Consider the following 18,347-nt stretch of genomic DNA (forward strand, 5'->3'; position numbering starts at 1 on the left):
CATCTCCTTGGGCGTGGCCTTCGTGGCCGGCAGGAACCGGGTACCGAGACCGGCCGCGGGGATGACAGCCTTGGTGAGTCGCTTGGCCATGGTGTGCGTGGATCTTCCTACGGGACGTCGTTGGGGACGGAGCGGCAGCGGACCGGCGCACCGGTCCGCTGCCGCTCGGACGAAGGACGGGGTCGGACGGAGGACGAGCCCGGACGGAAGGCCGGCCCAGGCCGGCCCAGGCCCAGTCAGGCCTGATCCAGACCTGGTCAGGCCTGGATCAGGCCGCGCTCATTCTCGCTCTCGCCGGTGCGCTGCCGCACGATGCGGGCCTTGAGCGCGGACGGGGCCGGCGCCGGGGTGCGCTCGTCCAGCGGCACCACCGCGGGGCTCGGCTCCTGTCCGAGGAACAGCCGGCGCACCACGCGCTCGGCGGCGTGGCCGTCGTCGAACTGCACGAACCGCTCCCGGAAGGCGGCCCGCAGCTCGGCCGCGCGGCCGCTGTTCCAGGCGCCGGAACGGAACACCTCGATGAGCTCGTCCTCGCTGGTCGCGGTCGCGCCCGGGGTCTCGCCCGGCTGCCCGGAGAGGATGTCGAAGTACACGCCGCGGGCCCGGCTGTAGACCTCCCAGTCGTCCGCGTAGGTGACGATCGGGCGGTCCAGGCAGGCGTAGTCGAACATGATCGACGAGTAGTCCGTGATCAGCGCGTCGGCGGCGAGGCACAGGTCCTCCACCACCGGGTAGCGCGACACGTCCTTGATCAGGCCGCGCTCCTGGAGCGCCTCCAGCTCGGGGTCGCCGCCGTAGAAGTAGTGGGTGCGGACCAGGACGACGTAGTCCGGGCCGAGTTCACGGCAGAAGCGCTCCAGGTCGATCCGGGGCACGTAGCCCTTCTGGTAGTCGCGCACCGTGGGGCAGTACAGGACGGCGGTCTTGCCCTCCTCGATGCCCAGCTCGCCGCGGATGCGCAGGACGTCCTCGGCGGTGGCCTTGAAGTAGACGTCGTTGCGCGGGTAGCCGTACTCGACCGCCTCGAAGGCGCAGGGGTAGACCCGCTCCCAGATCTCCGTGGAGTGCTGGTTGGAGGTGAGGCTCAGGTCCCACTTGTCGGCGCGCTCCAGCATCTTGCCGAAACTCATGTTTTTCGCGGCCGCGGGGAACCTCTGCTGGTCGATTCCCATCTGCTTGAGTGGAGTGCCGTGGTGGGTCTGGAGGTGCACCTGCTCCGGGCGCTTCACGAAGTCGTTCGGGAAGTTGACGTTGTTGACGAGGTACTTGGCGCGGGCCATGACCTCCCAGTAGCGAGGGGAGTTCGCCACGACGTAGTCCACACCCGCGGGGACGGTGTCCACCGCGTCGCGCTTGACGACCCACACGCCGTGCACGTTCGGCGCGAGTTCCTTCGCCTTGTGGTAGATGGCCGCGGGGTTGCAGGCCACGCCGCGGTTCCAGTAGGCGGCGTAGACCGCGAGGTTCTCGTCGACCGGGCGGCGCAGGTGCAGCCGGTAGAGCCGGTTGTAGGCCGTCTTGCCGAGCTTGGTCTTGGCCTTCCTGGCCCGCTGGATCACATCGCGGCGGGTGCTGGTGGCGTACGTCACCGCCGCGTAGGCGGTGTAGGAGCCGCGGTCGAGGAGCTGGAAGCGGATGCCCTGGGAGCCCTCGGGGACGACGAAGTTGCGCGGCTTGAGCCGCTTGTACTGCGCGGCCGACAGCTTGAAGAACTCGGCCCGGTCCTTGGGGACGATGCGGTCCTCGCGGGCCAGCGTGAACAGGAAGTGGCTGGCCATGCGCTCGAACAGCAGCGCGCGGACCGGCTCGAGGTGGGGACGCTCGTCGAGGAAGTCGAACAGGCGTGCGTACTGCTGGAAGATGCCGAAGTGCTTGCGCCCGGGGGTGCGCATGGAGTTGCCCTGGCGGCGCTGGCGGTACTCGACGCAGACGTGGTCGGTGGCGGCGATGCGCTCGGCGGTCAGCATGGTCTTGTAGACCATGAGGGCATCCTCGTAGATGCCGTCGGTGAAGGTGAAGTTGTGCTCGTCGACGTAGAACGCGCGGCGGTAGGCGCGGTTCCACACCACGGCGAACATGTTGAGGTACTCGGGGCGCTCCAGCGCCGTGAAGACGTCCGTGCCGGCCGCGGCGAGCATCTCGCCGGCCGCGCTCGCCTGGACGCGGTTGTTCCAGTACGTGCGGACGTGGTTGAGGAGCAGGATGTCCGGGTCGCCCGTGGCCTGGAGGCGGTCGGCGATCGCCTGGAGCGCGCCCTCGGCGAGGGTGTCGTCGCTGTCCAGGAAGAGGATGTACTCACCGCGGGACTTCAGCGCGCCGGCGTCGCGCGCCTTGCCTATGCCCTGGTTCTCCTCCAAGTGCAGGGGTATGACGCGGCTGTCCTGGGCGGCGTACTCGTCGAGGATGCGGCCGCAGGCGTCGGGCGAGCAGTCGTCGACGGCCACGATCTCGAAGTCGCCGTACGACTGGGACAGGATGGAATCCAAGCACGCGCGCAGATAACCCTGGACTTTGAATACGGGGACCACAACGCTGATTTTCGGCGAAGCGCTTCCATTCGCGACGGGCATGCTTGGGGCTCCTGGACTGGGTGGCAAGACTCGACCGCGTCCCGCGGCGGCGGGCCGGAGCGGGACGCGAGAGGCACAAGGAGTGCAGGTTAACGTTTGGGTAAGCGTAGCGCACGTGTTCGTGCCGTAACCGGGTCGAGTCGTTGCCCACTGCACCGACTTGCCCGGCTGCTCTCCGTAAACGGTGCTGGGCAGACGCCCCTTCGGGAACTCGGCCGGTGATCCGTGATCCGGCGGCGAGGCTGCTTCGTCCGATTCTGACGTTCTTGCCCGGTTCTTAACCGTGACGCAGGTGTTGCAGTCGGCCGGGCGGTCCGCCGCTCCCCGGACGCCCGTGGCGGCTGCTCCGGCGCGTGGGTCCGCCGGCTGCCGGGCGGCCCCGCGGCGGCGGCCGCCGGGAATGCTCAAGTTCGCGAACGGGTAATCCGCCGGTAAATCGCCGAAACAAATGCGTGGCATGATCACGCTTCATTTCCGCCGCGAATGCATTCCGGAATTCCTCTCGCCCCGCGTCCGGCTCCGGCAGGCCGTCCCGCCGGTCGGACGGGCGGGCGTGCGGTGAACGTCTTCGCGTAGATTCGTCGCCGGGCAGCGAACCTACGCAGAGGGGACGGACAGCAAGGTGGCAGGGGCAAGGCAGGCCGTGCGCGAGGCCCGCAGGATCGTCGTCAAGGTGGGTTCCTCCTCGCTGACCACCGCGGCGGGCGGCCTGGACGCCGACCGCGTGGACGCGCTCGTGGACGTACTGGCCAAGAGCCGGGAGGCGGGGGCGGCCCGCAGTGCCTCCGCCGAGGGCAGTGGCGGGAGACGGGCGGGCGGGGGAGAGCGCGAGGTCGTGCTCGTCTCCTCCGGCGCCATCGCCGCCGGGCTGGCCCCGCTCGGCCTGCGCCGCCGCCCCAAGGACCTGGCCCGCCAGCAGGCCGCCGCGAGCGTCGGCCAGGGACTGCTCGTGGCCCGCTACACCGCCTCCTTCGCCCGCTACGGCGTCCGCGTCGGCCAGATCCTGCTGACCGGGGACGACACCAGCCGCCGCGCCCACCACCGCAACGCCTCCCGCACCCTCGACAAACTGCTCGCGATGGGCGCCCTCCCCATCGTCAACGAGAACGACACCGTCGCCACCGACGAGATCCGCTTCGGCGACAACGACCGCCTCGCCGCCCTCGTCGCCCACCTCGTCCGCGCCGACCTGCTGGTGCTCCTGTCCGACGTGGACGGCGTCTACGACGGCGACCCGAGCCGGCCCGGCACCTCCCGGATAGCTGAGGTCCGCGGCCCCGGGGACCTGGCGCACGTCGACATCGGCAGCGCGGGCAAGGCCGGCGTCGGCACCGGCGGCATGGTCACCAAGGTGGAGGCGGCCCGGATCGCGGCCGCCGCCGGCATCCCCGTCGTCCTCACCAGCGCGGTGCACGCGGCCGACGCGCTGTCCGGCGCCGACACCGGCACCTACTTCCACCCCACCGGCAAGCGCTCCGCCGACCGGCTGCTGTGGCTCCAGCACGCCTCCGCGCCGCAGGGCTCGCTCACCCTCGACGACGGGGCCGTGCGCGCGGTCGTCGACCGCCGCAAGTCGCTGCTGCCGGCCGGGATCGCGGCCGTCGAGGGCGAGTTCACCGCGGGCGACCCGGTCGAACTGCGCGACGTGACCGGCCGCGCCGTGGCGCGCGGGCTCGTCAACTTCGACGCCAAGGAGATCCCCCGGCTGATCGGCCGCTCCACCCGCGAGCTCGCCCGCGAACTGGGACCGGCGTACGAACGCGAGGTCGTACACAGGGACGACCTGGTGATCCTGGAGCCGTAATGGGCCGAAACGTCCGTCCGCCCGTGCCGTGAAGGTGGGGGACGTTCCGCAAAACCGCCCCACGGAGCCGTGCGGCCTGCTCCACTTTGACTCAGGGACATGGGCGCGCGACCACTGGGAGAAGGAGGCCGTCGTGAGACGAGTACGCCCCGGGGCGGCGGCGTCCCGCGGTGGCCTGACGAGTGTCGCGGCCGGAGACGGCTACGAGGAGCCGAAGGACCTGCCCCGGCTCTGGCACATCACGCTGAGCGTCTCCGGGGCGCGGGCCCCGCTGGGCGAGGTGCGGCGCGGCCTCGAACAGCTCGCCCACGACCACCCCTTCCTGCTGACCAGCCGCTACGCCGACGACCACGCGGAGATCCGGTACTGGGAGGAGGCCCGCGACCTGCACGACGCGGCCGCCGTCGCGCTGCGGCTGTGGGGCGAGCACCGGCAGAGCGCCAAGCTGCCGCCGTGGGAGATCGTCGGCCTGGAGGTCATCGACCGCGCGACCTACCACCAGCGCCTCGCCGAGGGCTACGGCCCGCCGCCCGCCACACCGGTCGGTGTCCACCCCTTCTGACCGCGTCCGCCCCTTCTGTGCGACTTCGTCCCGTCTCGCGGTGTGGAACACGCCCCGGACGGGCCCGTACGGCGCACTACCCTTCCCCCATGACCACGCTCTCGCCGTACGACTCGATGTCCCCGGTCGCCCGGGCCGCCTACCGCGCCAAGGCCGCCGCCGCCGACCTCGCGCCGCTGCCGCGCGTCGAGAAGGACGACGCGCTGCTGGCCGTCGCGGACGCCCTCGAGGTGCGCACCGGCGAGATCGTCGAGGCCAACGCCAAGGACGTCGCCAAGGCCCGCGAGGCCGGCACCAGCGAGGCCATCGTCGACCGGCTCACGCTCACCCCGGAGCGGGTCCGCGCGATCGCCTCCGACGTGCGCGACGTGGTGGCGCTGCCCGACCCGGTCGGCGAGGTGGTGCGCGGCAGCACGCTGCCCAACGGCCTCGACCTGCGCCAGGTCCGCGTCCCCCTCGGCGTGGTCGGGATCATCTACGAGGCCCGCCCCAACGTCACCGTGGACGCCGCCGCCCTCTGCCTGAAGTCGGGCAACGCGGTCCTGCTGCGCGGCTCGGCCTCCGCCTACGAGTCCAACACCGCCCTGGTCCGCGTCATCCGCGACGCGGTCGGCGGGGCCGGGCTGCCCGCCGACGCCGTCCAGCTGGTGCCCGGCGAGAGCCGCGACAGCGTGCGCGAGCTGATGCGCGCCCGCGGCCTGGTCGACGTGCTGATCCCGCGCGGCGGCGCCTCCCTCATCCGCACCGTGGTCAACGAGTCGACCGTCCCGGTCATCGAGACCGGCACCGGCAACTGCCACGTCTACGTCGACGCCGAGGCCGACCTCGACATGGCCGTCGCCATCCTGGTCAACTCCAAGGCGCAGCGGCCCAGCGTGTGCAACGCCGCCGAGACGCTCCTGGTCCACCAGGACATCGCCGCCGACTTCCTGCCGCGCGCCCTGGACGCGCTCGCCGAGGCCGGGGTGACCGTGCACGCCGACGAGCGGGTCATGGCCTTCGCCAAGGGCTCCAAGGCCACCGTCGTCGAGGCCACCCCGGAGGACTGGGACACCGAGTACCTCTCCTACGACATCGCCGCGGCCGTCGTCGACTCCCTGGACAAGGCCGTCGCGCACATCCGGCTGTGGAGCTCGGGCCACACCGAGGCGATCGTCACCACCTCGCAGCAGGCCGCCCGCCGTTTCACCCAGCTGGTCGACTCCACCACGGTGGCCGTCAACGCCTCCACCCGCTTCACGGACGGCGGCCAGTTCGGCTTCGGCGCGGAGATCGGCATCTCCACGCAGAAGCTGCACGCCCGCGGACCCATGGGCCTGCCCGAGCTGACCAGCACCAAGTACATCCTCACCGGCGACGGCCACATCCGCCGCTGAGCCGGCCGGGCACGGCGGGCAGGTGGCCGAAACGGCCGTCTCACCAGGCGGATGAATTTCCATACCGTCTGCCCAAATTGACCCCCCAGGTCTACTCTGGACCCGTGCCGGAGGACGTGGGGGGCACGCCGTTCCCTGACGGCTGGGAGCCCGACGACGACCACGACCGCGGGGTGTCGGACGAAGAGTTCGCCTCCGTGGTCTTCGACGAGGCCTTCGTACGGGCGGCCGTGATCCACGAGCCGACCGCCGTCGAGCGCCTCCTGGCCGCCGCGCAGGCCAGAGCCGAGGCCTCCGAGGCCGAGGCCCGCCGCGCCCGCACCAGAGGCGACCGCTACGACGAGGGGTACGGCCCCGACGGCCCGGGCTTCGGTCCCGGCGACGAGTACGACGACCTGGACGACCCCGAGGTCCCCGACGGCCGCCACGGCGTCTTCGGCACCTTCGGCAAGCAGGTGCGCTGGCACCGGCCCGTGGCCTGGGTGCTCGCCCTCGTGATGGGCGTCGGCATGGTCGCGCTGGCCTTCGCGGCGGTCTACCGGGGCGGGTCCTCGGGCAGCCGCGACCAGGTGCCGCCGCCCGCCTCGACCGGACTGGAGCAGGGCAGCGCCGCGGCCCCCTCCGCGTCCGCCGACTACTCCCACCCGCCGGTTCCGGCGGCCCCGCGCACGCCCTGACGGACGGCGGCCGGGCGGGCGCGCGGGGAGCGGCCGGGCGGGCCTCGGAAGGGGTGGCCGAACTGGTGAGAACCTGTCAGAAGTTGGCGTACGGCCGGGCGTTTACCGGCGCTTCGCGAGACCTACCCTGAAGATATGGGAGGGCCTGGAGACCCACCTGAAGGGACCCCCGAGGGCGTTCCCGGAGGTGCGGAGGACGAATACCGATCCGTCGTCTTCGACGAGTCGTTCGTCCGCGCTGCCCGGCTCCAGGAGTACTCCGCGCACGAGCGGATGACCGACCACACCCCCGCCGTGCGGCGCAGACCGCCGCTGCACCGGGGCCTGTCCCGGCAGGCGCTCATCCTCGTGATGCTGATCGCCCTCGCCTTCGGCACCGCCGTCTACATGGGCGTACGCAACCCCTACCGGGCCCCCGAGGCCCAGCCGCCCGTCGAACCGCTCAGGGCGACCGTCGTCCCCCTCGTCCCCACGGGCAAGGTCCCCGGAGCCGCCGGCACCGCGTACCTCTACGCGCACAGCCCCGCCGCCCACTACGACGTCGGCGCCGAGGGGATACCACTGCCCGCCGTCCGGCGCACCGCGCACTTCTCCGAGAGCGAGGTCGTCGCCGCGCTGACCGCCGCCAAGGACTACATCGTCGCCTCCTCGCTCTACCCGGAGGTGCTCACCGGCGGCCAGGTGAACCCCGTGCGCGCGCTGGTGGACGCCGGTCAGCTCGACCAGTTCGACCAGAGCATCGGGCACCCCGCCGCCGACGGCCGGCACACGCCCACCGGGTGGCTGGTGCGCTTCGACGCGGCCCGCGCCCAGTTGGCCGACCGCGCGATCCGGGTGCGGGGCAGCCTCCAGGCCGCCGAGACCGACCCCGCGACCCTCGAGGTCAGCGCGGACCACACCTTCGTCTACGCCCTCAAACCGGCCGGCTCCGCCGCCGGGGCCCGCGCCTCGCTGTTCACCGTCCGCCGCGAACTGCGGTTCCGCTTCAGCCAGGACGACCTGCGGCTGCACCAGGTCCAGCTCGCCGCCTCCTACGCCGAGGCCGGCCCCCTGTCCTGTGCCGACGACTCCGCGAGCCGCTTCCGCCCCCTCCTGGCCGGCCAGACCGCCCGCGCGGGCGGCCCCCCGGCCACCGACCCCTACGCCACCGGCAGCGCGACGGCCCTGTGCGGCACCCTGGCCGCCGGCGCCCAGCCGAGCGTCTGAGCCCGGGTCGGGGCCCCGCTCGCGCTCAGTCGGTCCCGTCGGCCGGAGGGGTGTCCGTCGGGGGCCGGTCCTCGGGGGAGGAGTCCTTCGGCGAGGAGTCCTCGGTGGAGGTGCTCCTCGTGGGGCCGTCCTTCGGCGGGGGCGGGGAAGCGAAGCCGTTGAAGCCCCGGCGGACCCGGCCGCCGAGGTCGCCCGCTCCGCCCGCCAGGTCGCTGACCAGCTTCATCAGCGGGTCCTTCGAGGTCTTGACGTGGTTGGCGTAGTGCGCCGCCGACTCGCGGAAGGAGTCGCCCACCGAGGCGTCCTTGTCCTCCTCCCGGCGCGGGTAGTGCCCGTCCATCAGCCGCTGGTAGTCCCGCGAGGCGGCCCACTTCTTCAGCTCGGCCGCCCGCACGGTGGCGAAGGGGTGGGTGCGCGGCAGCACGTTGAGGATCTTCAGCACGGAGTCGCGCAGGTCGCCCCCCGCCTCGTACTCGTCGGCCTGCTCCAGGAAGGCGTCGACGTTCATCTCGTGCAGGTGGTTGCCGCCCGCCAGCTTCATCAGGCCCCGCATGGACGCCTTGAGGTCCTGGCCCGCCAGCAGACCGGCACGGTCCGCCGACAGCTCCGACTTGCGGAACCACTCCCGCAGCGCCGTGACGATCGCCATGATCGCCAGATTGCCCAGCGGTATCCACGCCACCCGGACGGCGAGCGTGGTCAGGAACAGCAGGATCGTGCGGTACACCGCGTGGCCGGACAGCGCGTGGCCCACCTCGTGGCCGACGACCGCCCGCATCTCCTCCTCGTCGAGCAGCTCGACCAGACCGGTGGTGACGACGATGATCGGCTCGTCCAGGCCGATGCACATCGCGTTGGGCTGCGGGTCCTGGTTCACGTACATCGGCGGGACCTTCTCCAGGTCCAGGATGTAGCAGGCGTCCCGCAGCATGTCGTTGAGGTGCGCGAACTGCTGGTCCGAGACGCGCACCGAGTCGGACAGGAACAGCAGCCTGAGACTGCGCTCGGGCAGCAGCCCGCTGAGGGCCTTGAACACCGTGTCGAACCCGGTCAGCTTGCGCAGGGCCACCAGCGCGGACCGGTCCGCCGGGTGCTCGTAGGCCCGCGAGGAGATCCCCGGGAAGCGCCTGCGCTGCCGGCTCGGCACCCGCTCGTGCCCGTTGTGCTCACGGCCGTCGTCGGACATGTGGTCCCCCATGCACGTGTGTGTCGTACGCCCGCGGCGTACGTCCTGTCTCGCCCAGTGCCCCCGAAGCAGCCCCCACCCTAGGCGGAGTTACCGTGGACGGGCAGTACAGCGAAGGAGTCCACGCCATGGAGCACTATTCCGCAGCCGCCCGGCTGACCGAGGCCGCGAGCGCCGCCGCCCGCCACCAGGGCTCGGGCGACCTGCTGCGCGTCGTCCTGGTCGTCATGATCCTGGGCTGCGTGCTCACCGGCTGGTTCCTGCTGCGCGGCTACAAGCGGAACGACGACTGAGCGTCCCGGAAGGTTCCCGGCGTTCCCTCCCAGCGGCTCCCCGTTGGTTCGCCAGCGGTTCCCCAATGGTGGAGTCGGCGTGAGGGGCGAACAGCCCGCCGCTTACGATGGGCCGACGTCTTATCCCGCCCACATACCGGATAGGTTCTGCCGAAGATGAGCATCCACAGCGCCGCTGCCCAGTTGGTCAACCTCGCCGAGGCGGAGGGCGGCAACCACGAAAGCCTCAACCCCGCGGTCACCGGCGGCTGCGCGCTCGCCATCCTGCTGATCCTGCTGTGGATCACCACCCGCTTCAACCGCGACCGCTGAGCCCCGCCGCGGCCCGCCCCGGCACTGCCCGGGATGCGTCGGCCAAAGCTCATGGGCCGGGCCGGTAGGGTCTGCACGCATGGGAGAGCAGGACATGCCTACCGGTCCGGCGAGCGACACGGTGAACCACTCCGCGGCCGGCCCCGGCCAGGCCCCCTCGGCGCCGGGCAGGCGCCGCCTCGGCGTCATGGGCGGAACGTTCGACCCGATCCACCACGGGCACCTGGTGGCCGCCAGCGAGGTCGCCGCGCAGTTCGACCTGGACGAGGTCGTCTTCGTCCCCACCGGCCAGCCCTGGCAGAAGAGCCACCGGCACGTCTCCCCGGCCGAGGACCGCTACCTGATGACGGTCATCGCGACCGCCGAGAACCCGCAGTTCTCCGTCAGCCGCATCGACATCGACCGCGGCGGCCCCACCTACACCGTGGACACCCTGCGCGACCTGCGCGCGCTCAACCCGGACACCGACCTGTTCTTCATCACCGGCGCCGACGCCCTCGGCCAGATCCTCACCTGGCGGGACTCCGAGGAACTGTTCTCCCTCGCGCACTTCATCGGCGTGACCCGGCCCGGCCACCACCTCAGCGACGCCGGCCTCCCCGAGGGCGGTGTATCCCTTGTGGAGGTCCCCGCCCTCGCCATCTCCTCCACGGACTGCCGTGCGAGAGTCGCCAAGGGGGACCCCATCTGGTACATGGTGCCGGACGGGGTCGTGCGCTACATCGACAAGCGCGAGCTGTACCGCGGCGAGTGAGCCGAGAGGGGCACCGGTGAACGACCGATACGACGCTGGATACGGGAGCGAGGAGTACGAGCTCGTCGGCTACGACGAGTACGGCCGCCCCGTCTACCGGCAGATCCCTGCCCAGCAGACCCCGCAGCAGACGTACGACGCGTACGGGCGGCAGCAGGGCTACGGCTACGACCCGTACGCGACCGGCCCGCAGGGCGCACAGGGCGGGCAGACGCAGTCCTACGGCGGTTACGACACCGGCCAGCAGCCCGCCGCCCCCTCCTACGACCCCTACGGCACCACCGGCGCGTACGACGCCTACGGCAGCGGCGCGCCCGGCACCGGCGCGACGGCGGCGCCGTACGACCCCTACGGCACGGACACGGGCGGTGGCCGGCAGACGCGGGCCGGCGGGCAGCAGCCCCGGCTCGCCGAGCAGACCGCCTACATCCCGCAGCAGGCAGGACCGGAGCAGGCGGACCCGGCCGGCGCCGGCCGGGCCGAGCAGGAGGCGGAAGGGGCGGACGACGGTGAACGGGAGTACCACACCGGCCAGTTCGCCTTCGTGGAGGAGCCGACCGACGACTCCGAGGACGTCATCGACTGGCTGAAGTTCACCGAGAACCGCACCGAGCGCCGCGAGGAGGCCAAGCGCCGCGCCCGCAGCCGGATCATCGCCCTGGCCGTCGTGCTGGCGCTGGTCGCGGCCGGCGGCGTCGGCTACCTCTGGTACGCCGGGAAGCTGCCCGGCCTGTCCTCCCCGGGCAGCCGGACGGACACCGCCGTCCCCGCGAGCGCCCAGAAGCGCGACGTGATCGTCGTCCACCTGCACAACACCGCCAAGGGCGGCACCTCCACGGCGCTGCTCGTGGACAACACCACCACCAAGCAGGGCACCACCGTCCTGCTGCCCAACTCCCTGGCCCTGACGGCCGACGACGGCACCACGACCACGCTGGCCAAGTCGGTCGGCGACGACGGCTCCTCCGGGACCCGCGACCAGCTCGACACCGTCCTGGGCACCAGCATCCAGGGCACCTGGCGGCTGGACACCCCCTACCTCCAGAACCTCGTCGACCTGGTCGGCAACATCGACCTCGACACCAACGCGGACGTCCCCGACCCGGACAAGAAGAAGGGCGCCGCGGTCCTGGTGCACCAGGGCAAGGACCAGACGCTCAGCGGCAAGATGGCCGTCGCCTACGCCACCTACCGCGCCCCGGGCGAGGCCCAGAACGCCCAGCTGGAGCGGTTCGGCCAGGTGATGCAGGGCGTGCTGCGCAAGATCTCCAGCGATCCGCAGGCCGCCACGGTCACCGTGCAGACCCTCGCGCAGATCCTCGACCCCTCGCTCACCGACAGCGACCTCGGCGCCTTCCTGGCCAAGCTCGCCGACCTCGCCAAGGGCGGCGACTACAGGACGGCGCTGCTGCCCGTGCAGAGCGACGGCACGCTGAGCGCGCGGACCAGCGCCAGCGTGGTCAAGGACATCCTGGGCGGCACCGCCAAGAGCCCCGACCAGGGCTCCGCCGTGCGCGTCTCCGTGCAGAACGCCTCGGGTGTCAAGGACGACACCGAGAAGGCCCGCGTGGTCCTGCTCAACGGCGGCTTCAGCTTCCTGGAGGCCGGCACGGCCCCTGCCGCGCGCTCCACGTCCCAGGTGATCTACGCCGACGCCAAGGACAAGCAGAACGCCACCGAGGTCGCCAAGACCCTCGGACTGCCCGCCGGCAGTGTGACCAAGGGCACGGTGACGTCCAACGCCGACGTCTCGGTCGTCCTGGGACGGGACTACAAGGCCACGTCAGGGCAGTGATCCCGTAATCACGTGGGGTGCCGTCGGCGGTCCGTGAGACCCTTGGTGTCAAGTGACCGCCGACGGAAAGCCCTGCAGTGACCGCGACCGACCGATCCCTCGAGCTCATCAACACCGCCGCGCAGGCGGCCGCCGACAAGCTCGCGCACGACATCATCGCCTACGACGTGAGCGACGTCCTGTCGATCACGGACGCCTTCCTGCTGGCGTCCGCCCCCAACGACCGCCAGGTCAAGTCCATCGTCGACGAGATCGAGGAGCGGCTGCTCAAGGAGCTCGGAGTCAAGCCGGTGCGCCGCGAGGGCGACCGCGAGGCCCGCTGGGTCCTGCTGGACTACGTCGACATCGTCGTCCACGTCCAGCACAGCGAGGAGCGCGTCTTCTACGCCCTGGAGCGGCTGTGGAAGGACTGCCCCGAGCTGGAGCTGCCCGAGGACGCCAAGGCCACCCGGGGCAAGGCCGAGGAGCACGCCAAGCTGCAGGCCGCCGAGGAGTCGGCGCAGCCGGGTGGTGAGTGGCGGTGAGCGGCGCCGGCGCGGGGGCCGGCCGGGCCGCGGGCCGGGGCCGCCGCATCATCCTGTGGCGGCACGGCCAGACCTCCTGGAACGTCGAGCGGCGCTTCCAGGGCTCCACGGACGTGGAGCTCACCGAGACCGGCGTCGGCCAGGCCCGCCGCGCCGCCCGGCTGCTGGCCTCCCTCGGGCCGGACGCGATCGTCTCCTCCGACCTCAGGCGGGCCGCCCGCACGGCCGGCGAGCTCGCCGCCCTCACCGGACTCGACGTCACCCAGGACGAGGGCCTGCGCGAGACCTACGCGGGCGTCTGGCAGGGCCTGACGCACGAGGAGATCATCGCCCGGTACGGCGAGGAGTACGCGGCGTGGAAGCGCGGTGAGCCGGTGCGCCGGGGCGGCGGCGAGCTGGAGACCGAGGTCGCCGACCGTGCCGCCCCGGTGGTGCTGCGGCACGTGGAGAAGCTGCCCGAGGACGGCACCCTCGTGGTGGTCAGCCACGGCGGGACCATCCGCACCACCATCGGCCGTCTGCTGGGCCTCGAGGCCCGCCACTGGGAGAGCCTGGGCGGCCTGTCCAACTGCTGCTGGTCGGTCCTCGGCGAGGGCCTGCGCGGCTGGCGCCTGCTGGAGCACAACGCCGGCACCCTGCCGGAGCCGGTGCTCGGCGACGACGACTGACCGCAAGCCGGCCCGGGCGCCGGCCGGCCCCGGGGTCCTCGCCGGGCCCCGGGGACCCGGGGACCGGATTTCACTTTCCGGCAGGTCGCAGGCTAAAGTTCTTCTTGTTCGCCCCGCCGGGCGGGAGAGAACGCAAGGGGCTATAGCTCAGTTGGTAGAGCGCCTGCATGGCATGCAGGAGGTCAGGAGTTCAATTCTCCTTAGCTCCACTGATCGGCACTCGGTCGAGTCGCCAATGATCGGTGATGAGGATCCCGTCCCTTCCGGGGGGCGGGATCTTCTGCGTTTCCCGGTTTCCGTCCCGGGCTTGAGTCAGTTGGGCTCCGCGGGCGTATACCTCTGCGAAGGCGCTCTCGGCGTGCGCGTACGCGCCGGCCGGGGCGGTCGCGGCGGGTGCCGTGGCCGGACTGGTACCGAGGCGTCGCTGACCGTATTGGCCCGGCCGTGGCAGAATCAAACGGCCGGAAGGGGGCGGCGGCCCGACGGGAGGGAGTAGCGATGCCTTCGAGCATCCTCGAGGAGGGCGGTCACCTCCTCGGCGCGGTGTTGGCACGGGACACGGTCACCCGCCTCGTCTGCCCTTCCTGCGGTTCCCTCCACGTGGCCCAAGTCCTCGGCGACAACGGCGGGATCTCTTACGTGTGCACGGCCTGCGGCCACAGCTGGAGCTGATCGATGGGTGCACACAGGCGAAAGTGCGACTGGTGCGGCAGCGGTACGCCGATCGTCCGCGACATGGAGCCGATCAACCCCGACTACCAGTACTGGTGCGAGGAGTGCGCGCGGGCGCTGATCATAAAAGGCGACCCCATCGAGACGTACCGGGAACTGGAGGGCGAGCCGATCTACGGCCGGCTCCTGGAGGAGCACTGCACGCTCAAGCGGTTCTACTCCTTCGTGACCGCCTAGCTCCGAAACCTCGGACCCGCCCTGGATACGCCCGGCATCCCGGACAAACCGGGCACCGGGAAAACCGATTTGGTGCTGCGCCGCCGGGGCCTGTAATGTTGGCGTCGCCGCCGGGGAAACCGGGCGGAACACAACAAGGGGCTATAGCTCAGTTGGTAGAGCGCCTGCATGGCATGCAGGAGGTCAGGAGTTCAATTCTCCTTAGCTCCACAGAAGTCGAGGGCGGTCATCCGGAAGGATGACCGCCCTCGACGTATGCGTACCGGCGAAAGCGCGGGCACGGAACACGCGTGCGGAAAGCGGAACGGCGGGTCACCCGGCCAAGGGGTGCCCGCCGTGCGCGTGCCTCAGCGGCCCAGGGCACGGCGGCCGCGGCCCTGGGAGAGGACCGGCAGGTTGCGCTGCGCGCCCCTGTCCCGCGGCGCCTCCTCCTCGATGCGCAGGGCCAGCGCCGGGCAGCGCCGCACGGCCCGCAGGGCCTTGGCCTCCGCGTAGCGCGGCACCTGCGCCTGGGCGACGGTCGGGAAGCCGTCGGCGCCCAGCTCGAACACCTCGGGGAGGATGTCCGCGCACAGCCCGTGGCCCCGGCACAGCGTCCAGTCGACGTAGATCTTCTGGCGGCTGGAACCGGTCTCCTCGGCCTCGGCGCCGCCCGGGATGCCCGTCGTGGCCCTGCCGCCCTCGAAGAGCGGCAGAACGCCCTCCACGGGCCGTCCGCAGCCGTTGCCGAGGACATGGGCGGCCAGGTCGTCGGTGAACGCCTTGATGGTCGACTCCAGGAACATCGCCGAGCCGTCCGGGTGCGAGCACGCGCCGCGCCGCTTGACGTTCCTGGCGACCTGCTTGAGCGCCTCCAGGGCGGCGGGTCCGCCGCCGCTCAGGATGTCCTCCATGCCGCGCGCGGCGGCCGGCAGGCCGAGGTAGCAGGGGCCGCACTGGCCCGCGCTCTCCTCCGCGAGCCACCTCGCCACCTGGAGCGACTCGCCCAGCGGGCAGGTCTCCTGACTGATCGGCAGGATCGCTCCGGCGCCGAGCGAACCGCCCACCGCGTCCAGGGAGTTGCGGGAGACGATCGCCTCGTTGACGGTGGCCGCGTCGATCCACTTGCCGTGGTAGCCGCCGGTGAGCACGCCCTGCGGCACCGGCGGGGCGCCGGCCAGCTGGAGGACGTAGCGCAGCGGCACGCCCGTGGGGACCTCGATCACCATCGGGCGGGCGACGGCGCCGGAGACCGTCAGCATGACGGTGCCCGGCTCGTCGTACAGACCGGTGTTGCCGTAGCGCTCCGGGCCGATCCGGGCGGCGATCGCCAGCTGGGCGAACGTCTCGGCGTTGGACAGCAGCGTCGGGGCTCCGCCGACGCCGTTCTGCGAGGCGCTGACCTTGCGGCCCGGCGGGATGGCCGGGCCGCCGTCGATGGAGCGGATCAGCGAGGACGCCGCTCCCGTCACCATCCGCACCGGGTTGCGCTGCACGCTCGCGCGCAGCGCCGACCTGCGGCTGTTGCTCAGGCCGCGCTCGGCGAGCGCGGCCTCCATCGAGCGCTGGGTGGACTCCCGGGTGACCCCCACCACGAGCGTGCGGGCACCGAGGGCCTCGGCGCACAGCAGCGCGCCGTCCAGGATCAGGTGCGGGGCACGGTTGATCAGCACCGTGTCCTTGCGGCAGGCCGGTTCGTCCTCGCTTCCGTTGACGACGACCACCGGCCGGACGCCGCGCTTGATCGCCGATTCGGCGACCGAGCGCAGCTTCCTGTGGAAGGGGAAGCCCGCGCCGCCGCGGCCCTTCAGGTTGATGGCCTCGGAGAGCTGCGCGAGCTGCTCCCCGCCCATCGGTTCAAGCGGCCCGTGCACCTTCAGGTGCATGGGCAGATCGAGTCGTTCGACAAGGTCGAAGCCCGACGTGAGCTGGGGAAGCCCGACCACGCGGACTTCCGGGACGTCGGGCAGGGCCTCGTTCACCTATAGCCTCCGGAAGGCGTGTTCCAAGGTTCGCCCGAACCCGGCGCGTCGAAGGGCGCACCGGGGCGTGATTCATTGGCGGGACCGCTCGTGTTGTACGTGTCGTTCGAGTTGTACGTGCCGTAGAGCGTGTTCGTCTCACCGGTGTCGTACACATCACGTCCGCCGTACCCGCTCGTGCCGGAATTGTTATAGGGCGGGATGGTGTACCCCGTGTCGTTCAGGGGGTCGTAGACCGACGGGGGAGCCTCGCCGACCGGCGGCGGGGACGGGATCGGCCAGCTGCCCGAGGGGCCGCCGGAGGCGTCCACGCGCGGCATCGCGGCCGTGGCCTGCGCGTCGAAGGGCGGCAGGTCCATGCGCGCGGTCTGGTCGGCGGCGTAGGGCTGCTGTCCGCGCGGGGGCGTCGACACGGCCCGGTAGGCGGCCGCGAACCCGGCGGCCGGCTCGGCGCCCGCGGCGGCCGCCGAGGTGTCGTAGAACGGCGAGGGCGGGCTCGGGATGCGGGGCAGTGACCCCGTGGTGTCGGCGCGGCCGGCCTGGGACGCGCGCGTGCCCTCGTAGCCCGGCAGCGCGGACTCCGGCGTACGGGCCCGGCTCGCGTCCAGGTCGTCCAGCTCGGGCCGCTCCCCCGAGCCGAGGACCGACACGATCCGGTCGGCGATCCTGCGCTTGACCGGGCGCGGCGCGGCGCGCAGCGCCAGGGCGGCCATGACGCCGACCAGGCACAGCTCGTAGGAGACCATGAAGAACGTCTTCGCCGGTCGGCCGGCGAACAGGCCGTGGATCAGCGCGGCGCACCAGGCGGGGTAGGCCAGCATGTGCATCGCGCGCCAGCGCGCGGCGACCGGCGCCGGGGAGGCGAACTGGTTGCGCAGCGCGCCGGTCACGCCCACGAAGATCATGAGCAGTCCGGCCAGGGACCCGAGGCCGATCAGGCCGGCGCTGCCGCTCACGCCCAGGCTGAAGGGGATGATCGCGGCGATGAGGACCGTGTGGCCCACGGCCAGCTTGATCGTGATGTGCACCAGCAGGAAGGCGATCGAGGCCACGGCGGTCACCCGGTGGATGCCCTGGGCCACGATCCGCTGCCGGATGTTGAGGAAGATCCGGTCCTGGGCGACCAGGCCCCAGATGACCGAGCAGGTCAGGGAGACCAGCGACAGCACTCCTGCACCGAAGTTCAGGAAGGCCTGGAGCCAGTCGCCGCCGAACAGCACGACCACGGGTATGAGGAGCAGGACGACAGCGGACGCCATCCCGTAGGCCGAGCGGCCGGGTTTGGGAAGCGAGCTGTTACTGCGACGAGGGTTCATGGGGGCGACTCCGAGCGGTTCGGGAAAGCGGTCCCGAGAACGAACTCTAAGTCGCTCCCAACCGAGCAGTAGCCCGTTTGAGTTATTGCGTTGTTATCAAAGTGAGGCCCGGGGCGCGCGATGTCCCGCGGCGTCCCGTTACGCCGGGTAAGCATTGAACTTCGTTCAAGTTCTCCGAACCTTCACAAGCGGCTCCCGGGCTCCAGGAACGGAGCCGTACGCTCCGCCGGCGGCCGCGGATGTCCGTCGCGGCGCACTCGACGGCTGCGGTACCCTGACGCCATGCGTGCCGTACGCCTTCTGCTTAGCGAGCCGCGCTGATCAGTCCCGACCTCCGGACGACTCGGACGGTCGGCATCGGCGCGGCGTCCCCTCCTGTGCGAGGGGATTTTTCGTTTCCGGGAAGTCGCAGCGCCGGCAGAGACGATCGATGG

At 71.6% G+C, this 18,347-nt stretch carries 17 protein-coding genes and 2 tRNA genes; 15 read left to right on the plus strand and 4 right to left on the minus strand.

What is annotated here, in order from left to right:
- Positions 1–257: 257 nt before the first annotated feature.
- Positions 258–2,570 (minus strand): bifunctional glycosyltransferase/CDP-glycerol:glycerophosphate glycerophosphotransferase, encoded by a 2,313-nt coding sequence (locus IE217_RS21730; RefSeq protein WP_190179591.1) that lies wholly within the window; start codon positions 2,568–2,570, stop codon positions 258–260.
- Between the two features lie 622 nt (positions 2,571–3,192).
- On the opposite strand from IE217_RS21730, the gene proB reads away from it, so the two are divergent.
- From proB to IE217_RS21755, 5 genes are all read left to right on the plus strand, one after another.
- Positions 3,193–4,374, plus strand: coding sequence for a glutamate 5-kinase (proB, locus tag IE217_RS21735; RefSeq protein ID WP_190179592.1), 1,182 nt, complete (start codon positions 3,193–3,195; stop codon positions 4,372–4,374).
- Between the two features lie 133 nt (positions 4,375–4,507).
- Entirely contained in the window at positions 4,508–4,936 is a 429-nt protein-coding gene (locus tag IE217_RS21740) for a DUF8830 family protein (protein ID WP_190179593.1), read from the plus strand.
- Between the two features lie 89 nt (positions 4,937–5,025).
- Positions 5,026–6,312: a glutamate-5-semialdehyde dehydrogenase gene (locus tag IE217_RS21745; RefSeq protein ID WP_190179594.1), complete on the plus strand. Its 1,287-nt coding sequence runs from the start codon at positions 5,026–5,028 to the stop codon at positions 6,310–6,312.
- Between the two features lie 104 nt (positions 6,313–6,416).
- Positions 6,417–6,989, plus strand: coding sequence for an SCO2584 family spore wall biosynthesis protein (locus tag IE217_RS21750; RefSeq protein WP_229865484.1), 573 nt, complete (start codon positions 6,417–6,419; stop codon positions 6,987–6,989).
- A gap of 135 nt (positions 6,990–7,124) precedes the next feature.
- Positions 7,125–8,195: an SCO2583 family membrane protein gene (locus tag IE217_RS21755; RefSeq protein ID WP_190179596.1), complete on the plus strand. Its 1,071-nt coding sequence runs from the start codon at positions 7,125–7,127 to the stop codon at positions 8,193–8,195.
- 25 nt (positions 8,196–8,220) lie between these two features.
- On the opposite strand, the gene IE217_RS21760 is transcribed toward IE217_RS21755, so the two are convergent.
- The gene (locus IE217_RS21760) at positions 8,221–9,381 is read right to left on the minus strand and encodes a M48 family metallopeptidase (protein ID WP_190179597.1); all 1,161 of its coding nucleotides are present in this window, start codon (positions 9,379–9,381) and stop codon (positions 8,221–8,223) included.
- 128 nt (positions 9,382–9,509) lie between these two features.
- On the opposite strand from IE217_RS21760, the gene IE217_RS21765 reads away from it, so the two are divergent.
- From IE217_RS21765 to IE217_RS21810, 10 genes are all read left to right on the plus strand, one after another.
- Complete coding sequence (locus tag IE217_RS21765) at positions 9,510–9,674, plus strand: hypothetical protein (protein WP_189702699.1); 165 nt, start codon at positions 9,510–9,512, stop codon at positions 9,672–9,674.
- A gap of 156 nt (positions 9,675–9,830) precedes the next feature.
- Positions 9,831–9,986 (plus strand): hypothetical protein, encoded by a 156-nt coding sequence (locus IE217_RS21770; protein ID WP_189702700.1) that lies wholly within the window; start codon positions 9,831–9,833, stop codon positions 9,984–9,986.
- A 79-nt stretch (positions 9,987–10,065) separates the two neighbouring features.
- Positions 10,066–10,740, plus strand: a complete 675-nt coding sequence (gene nadD, locus IE217_RS21775; protein ID WP_190179598.1) for a nicotinate-nucleotide adenylyltransferase — start codon at positions 10,066–10,068, stop codon at positions 10,738–10,740.
- A gap of 16 nt (positions 10,741–10,756) precedes the next feature.
- Positions 10,757–12,535, plus strand: a complete 1,779-nt coding sequence (locus IE217_RS21780) for an LCP family protein (RefSeq protein ID WP_190179599.1) — start codon at positions 10,757–10,759, stop codon at positions 12,533–12,535.
- A 77-nt stretch (positions 12,536–12,612) separates the two neighbouring features.
- Positions 12,613–13,059 (plus strand): ribosome silencing factor, encoded by a 447-nt coding sequence (rsfS, locus tag IE217_RS21785; RefSeq protein WP_190179600.1) that lies wholly within the window; start codon positions 12,613–12,615, stop codon positions 13,057–13,059.
- Positions 13,050–13,727: a histidine phosphatase family protein gene (locus IE217_RS21790; protein ID WP_190179601.1), complete on the plus strand. Its 678-nt coding sequence runs from the start codon at positions 13,050–13,052 to the stop codon at positions 13,725–13,727. Before rsfS ends, IE217_RS21790 begins: the two co-directional genes overlap by 10 nt.
- 136 nt (positions 13,728–13,863) lie before the next feature.
- A tRNA-Ala gene (locus IE217_RS21795) sits at positions 13,864–13,936 on the plus strand.
- 289 nt (positions 13,937–14,225) lie between these two features.
- Positions 14,226–14,399 carry a hypothetical protein gene (locus IE217_RS21800; protein WP_190179602.1) on the plus strand — a complete coding sequence of 58 codons (174 nt, stop codon included), beginning with the start codon at positions 14,226–14,228 and terminating at the stop codon, positions 14,397–14,399.
- A gap of 3 nt (positions 14,400–14,402) precedes the next feature.
- Positions 14,403–14,636: a hypothetical protein gene (locus IE217_RS21805; protein WP_006136074.1), complete on the plus strand. Its 234-nt coding sequence runs from the start codon at positions 14,403–14,405 to the stop codon at positions 14,634–14,636.
- A gap of 137 nt (positions 14,637–14,773) precedes the next feature.
- Positions 14,774–14,846, plus strand: a tRNA-Ala gene (locus IE217_RS21810).
- A gap of 137 nt (positions 14,847–14,983) precedes the next feature.
- On the opposite strand, the gene IE217_RS21815 is transcribed toward IE217_RS21810, so the two are convergent.
- Both IE217_RS21815 and IE217_RS21820 read right to left on the minus strand, forming a co-directional pair.
- Positions 14,984–16,597 (minus strand): NADH-quinone oxidoreductase subunit NuoF family protein, encoded by a 1,614-nt coding sequence (locus IE217_RS21815; protein WP_190179603.1) that lies wholly within the window; start codon positions 16,595–16,597, stop codon positions 14,984–14,986.
- Positions 16,594–17,856 (minus strand): ferric reductase-like transmembrane domain-containing protein, encoded by a 1,263-nt coding sequence (locus IE217_RS21820; RefSeq protein ID WP_229865485.1) that lies wholly within the window; start codon positions 17,854–17,856, stop codon positions 16,594–16,596. Before IE217_RS21820 ends, IE217_RS21815 begins: the two co-directional genes overlap by 4 nt.
- Positions 17,857–18,347: the final 491 nt, after the last annotated feature.

Source organism: Streptomyces naganishii JCM 4654, assembly GCF_014650575.1.
GTDB lineage: Bacteria > Actinomycetota > Actinomycetes > Streptomycetales > Streptomycetaceae > Streptomyces > Streptomyces naganishii.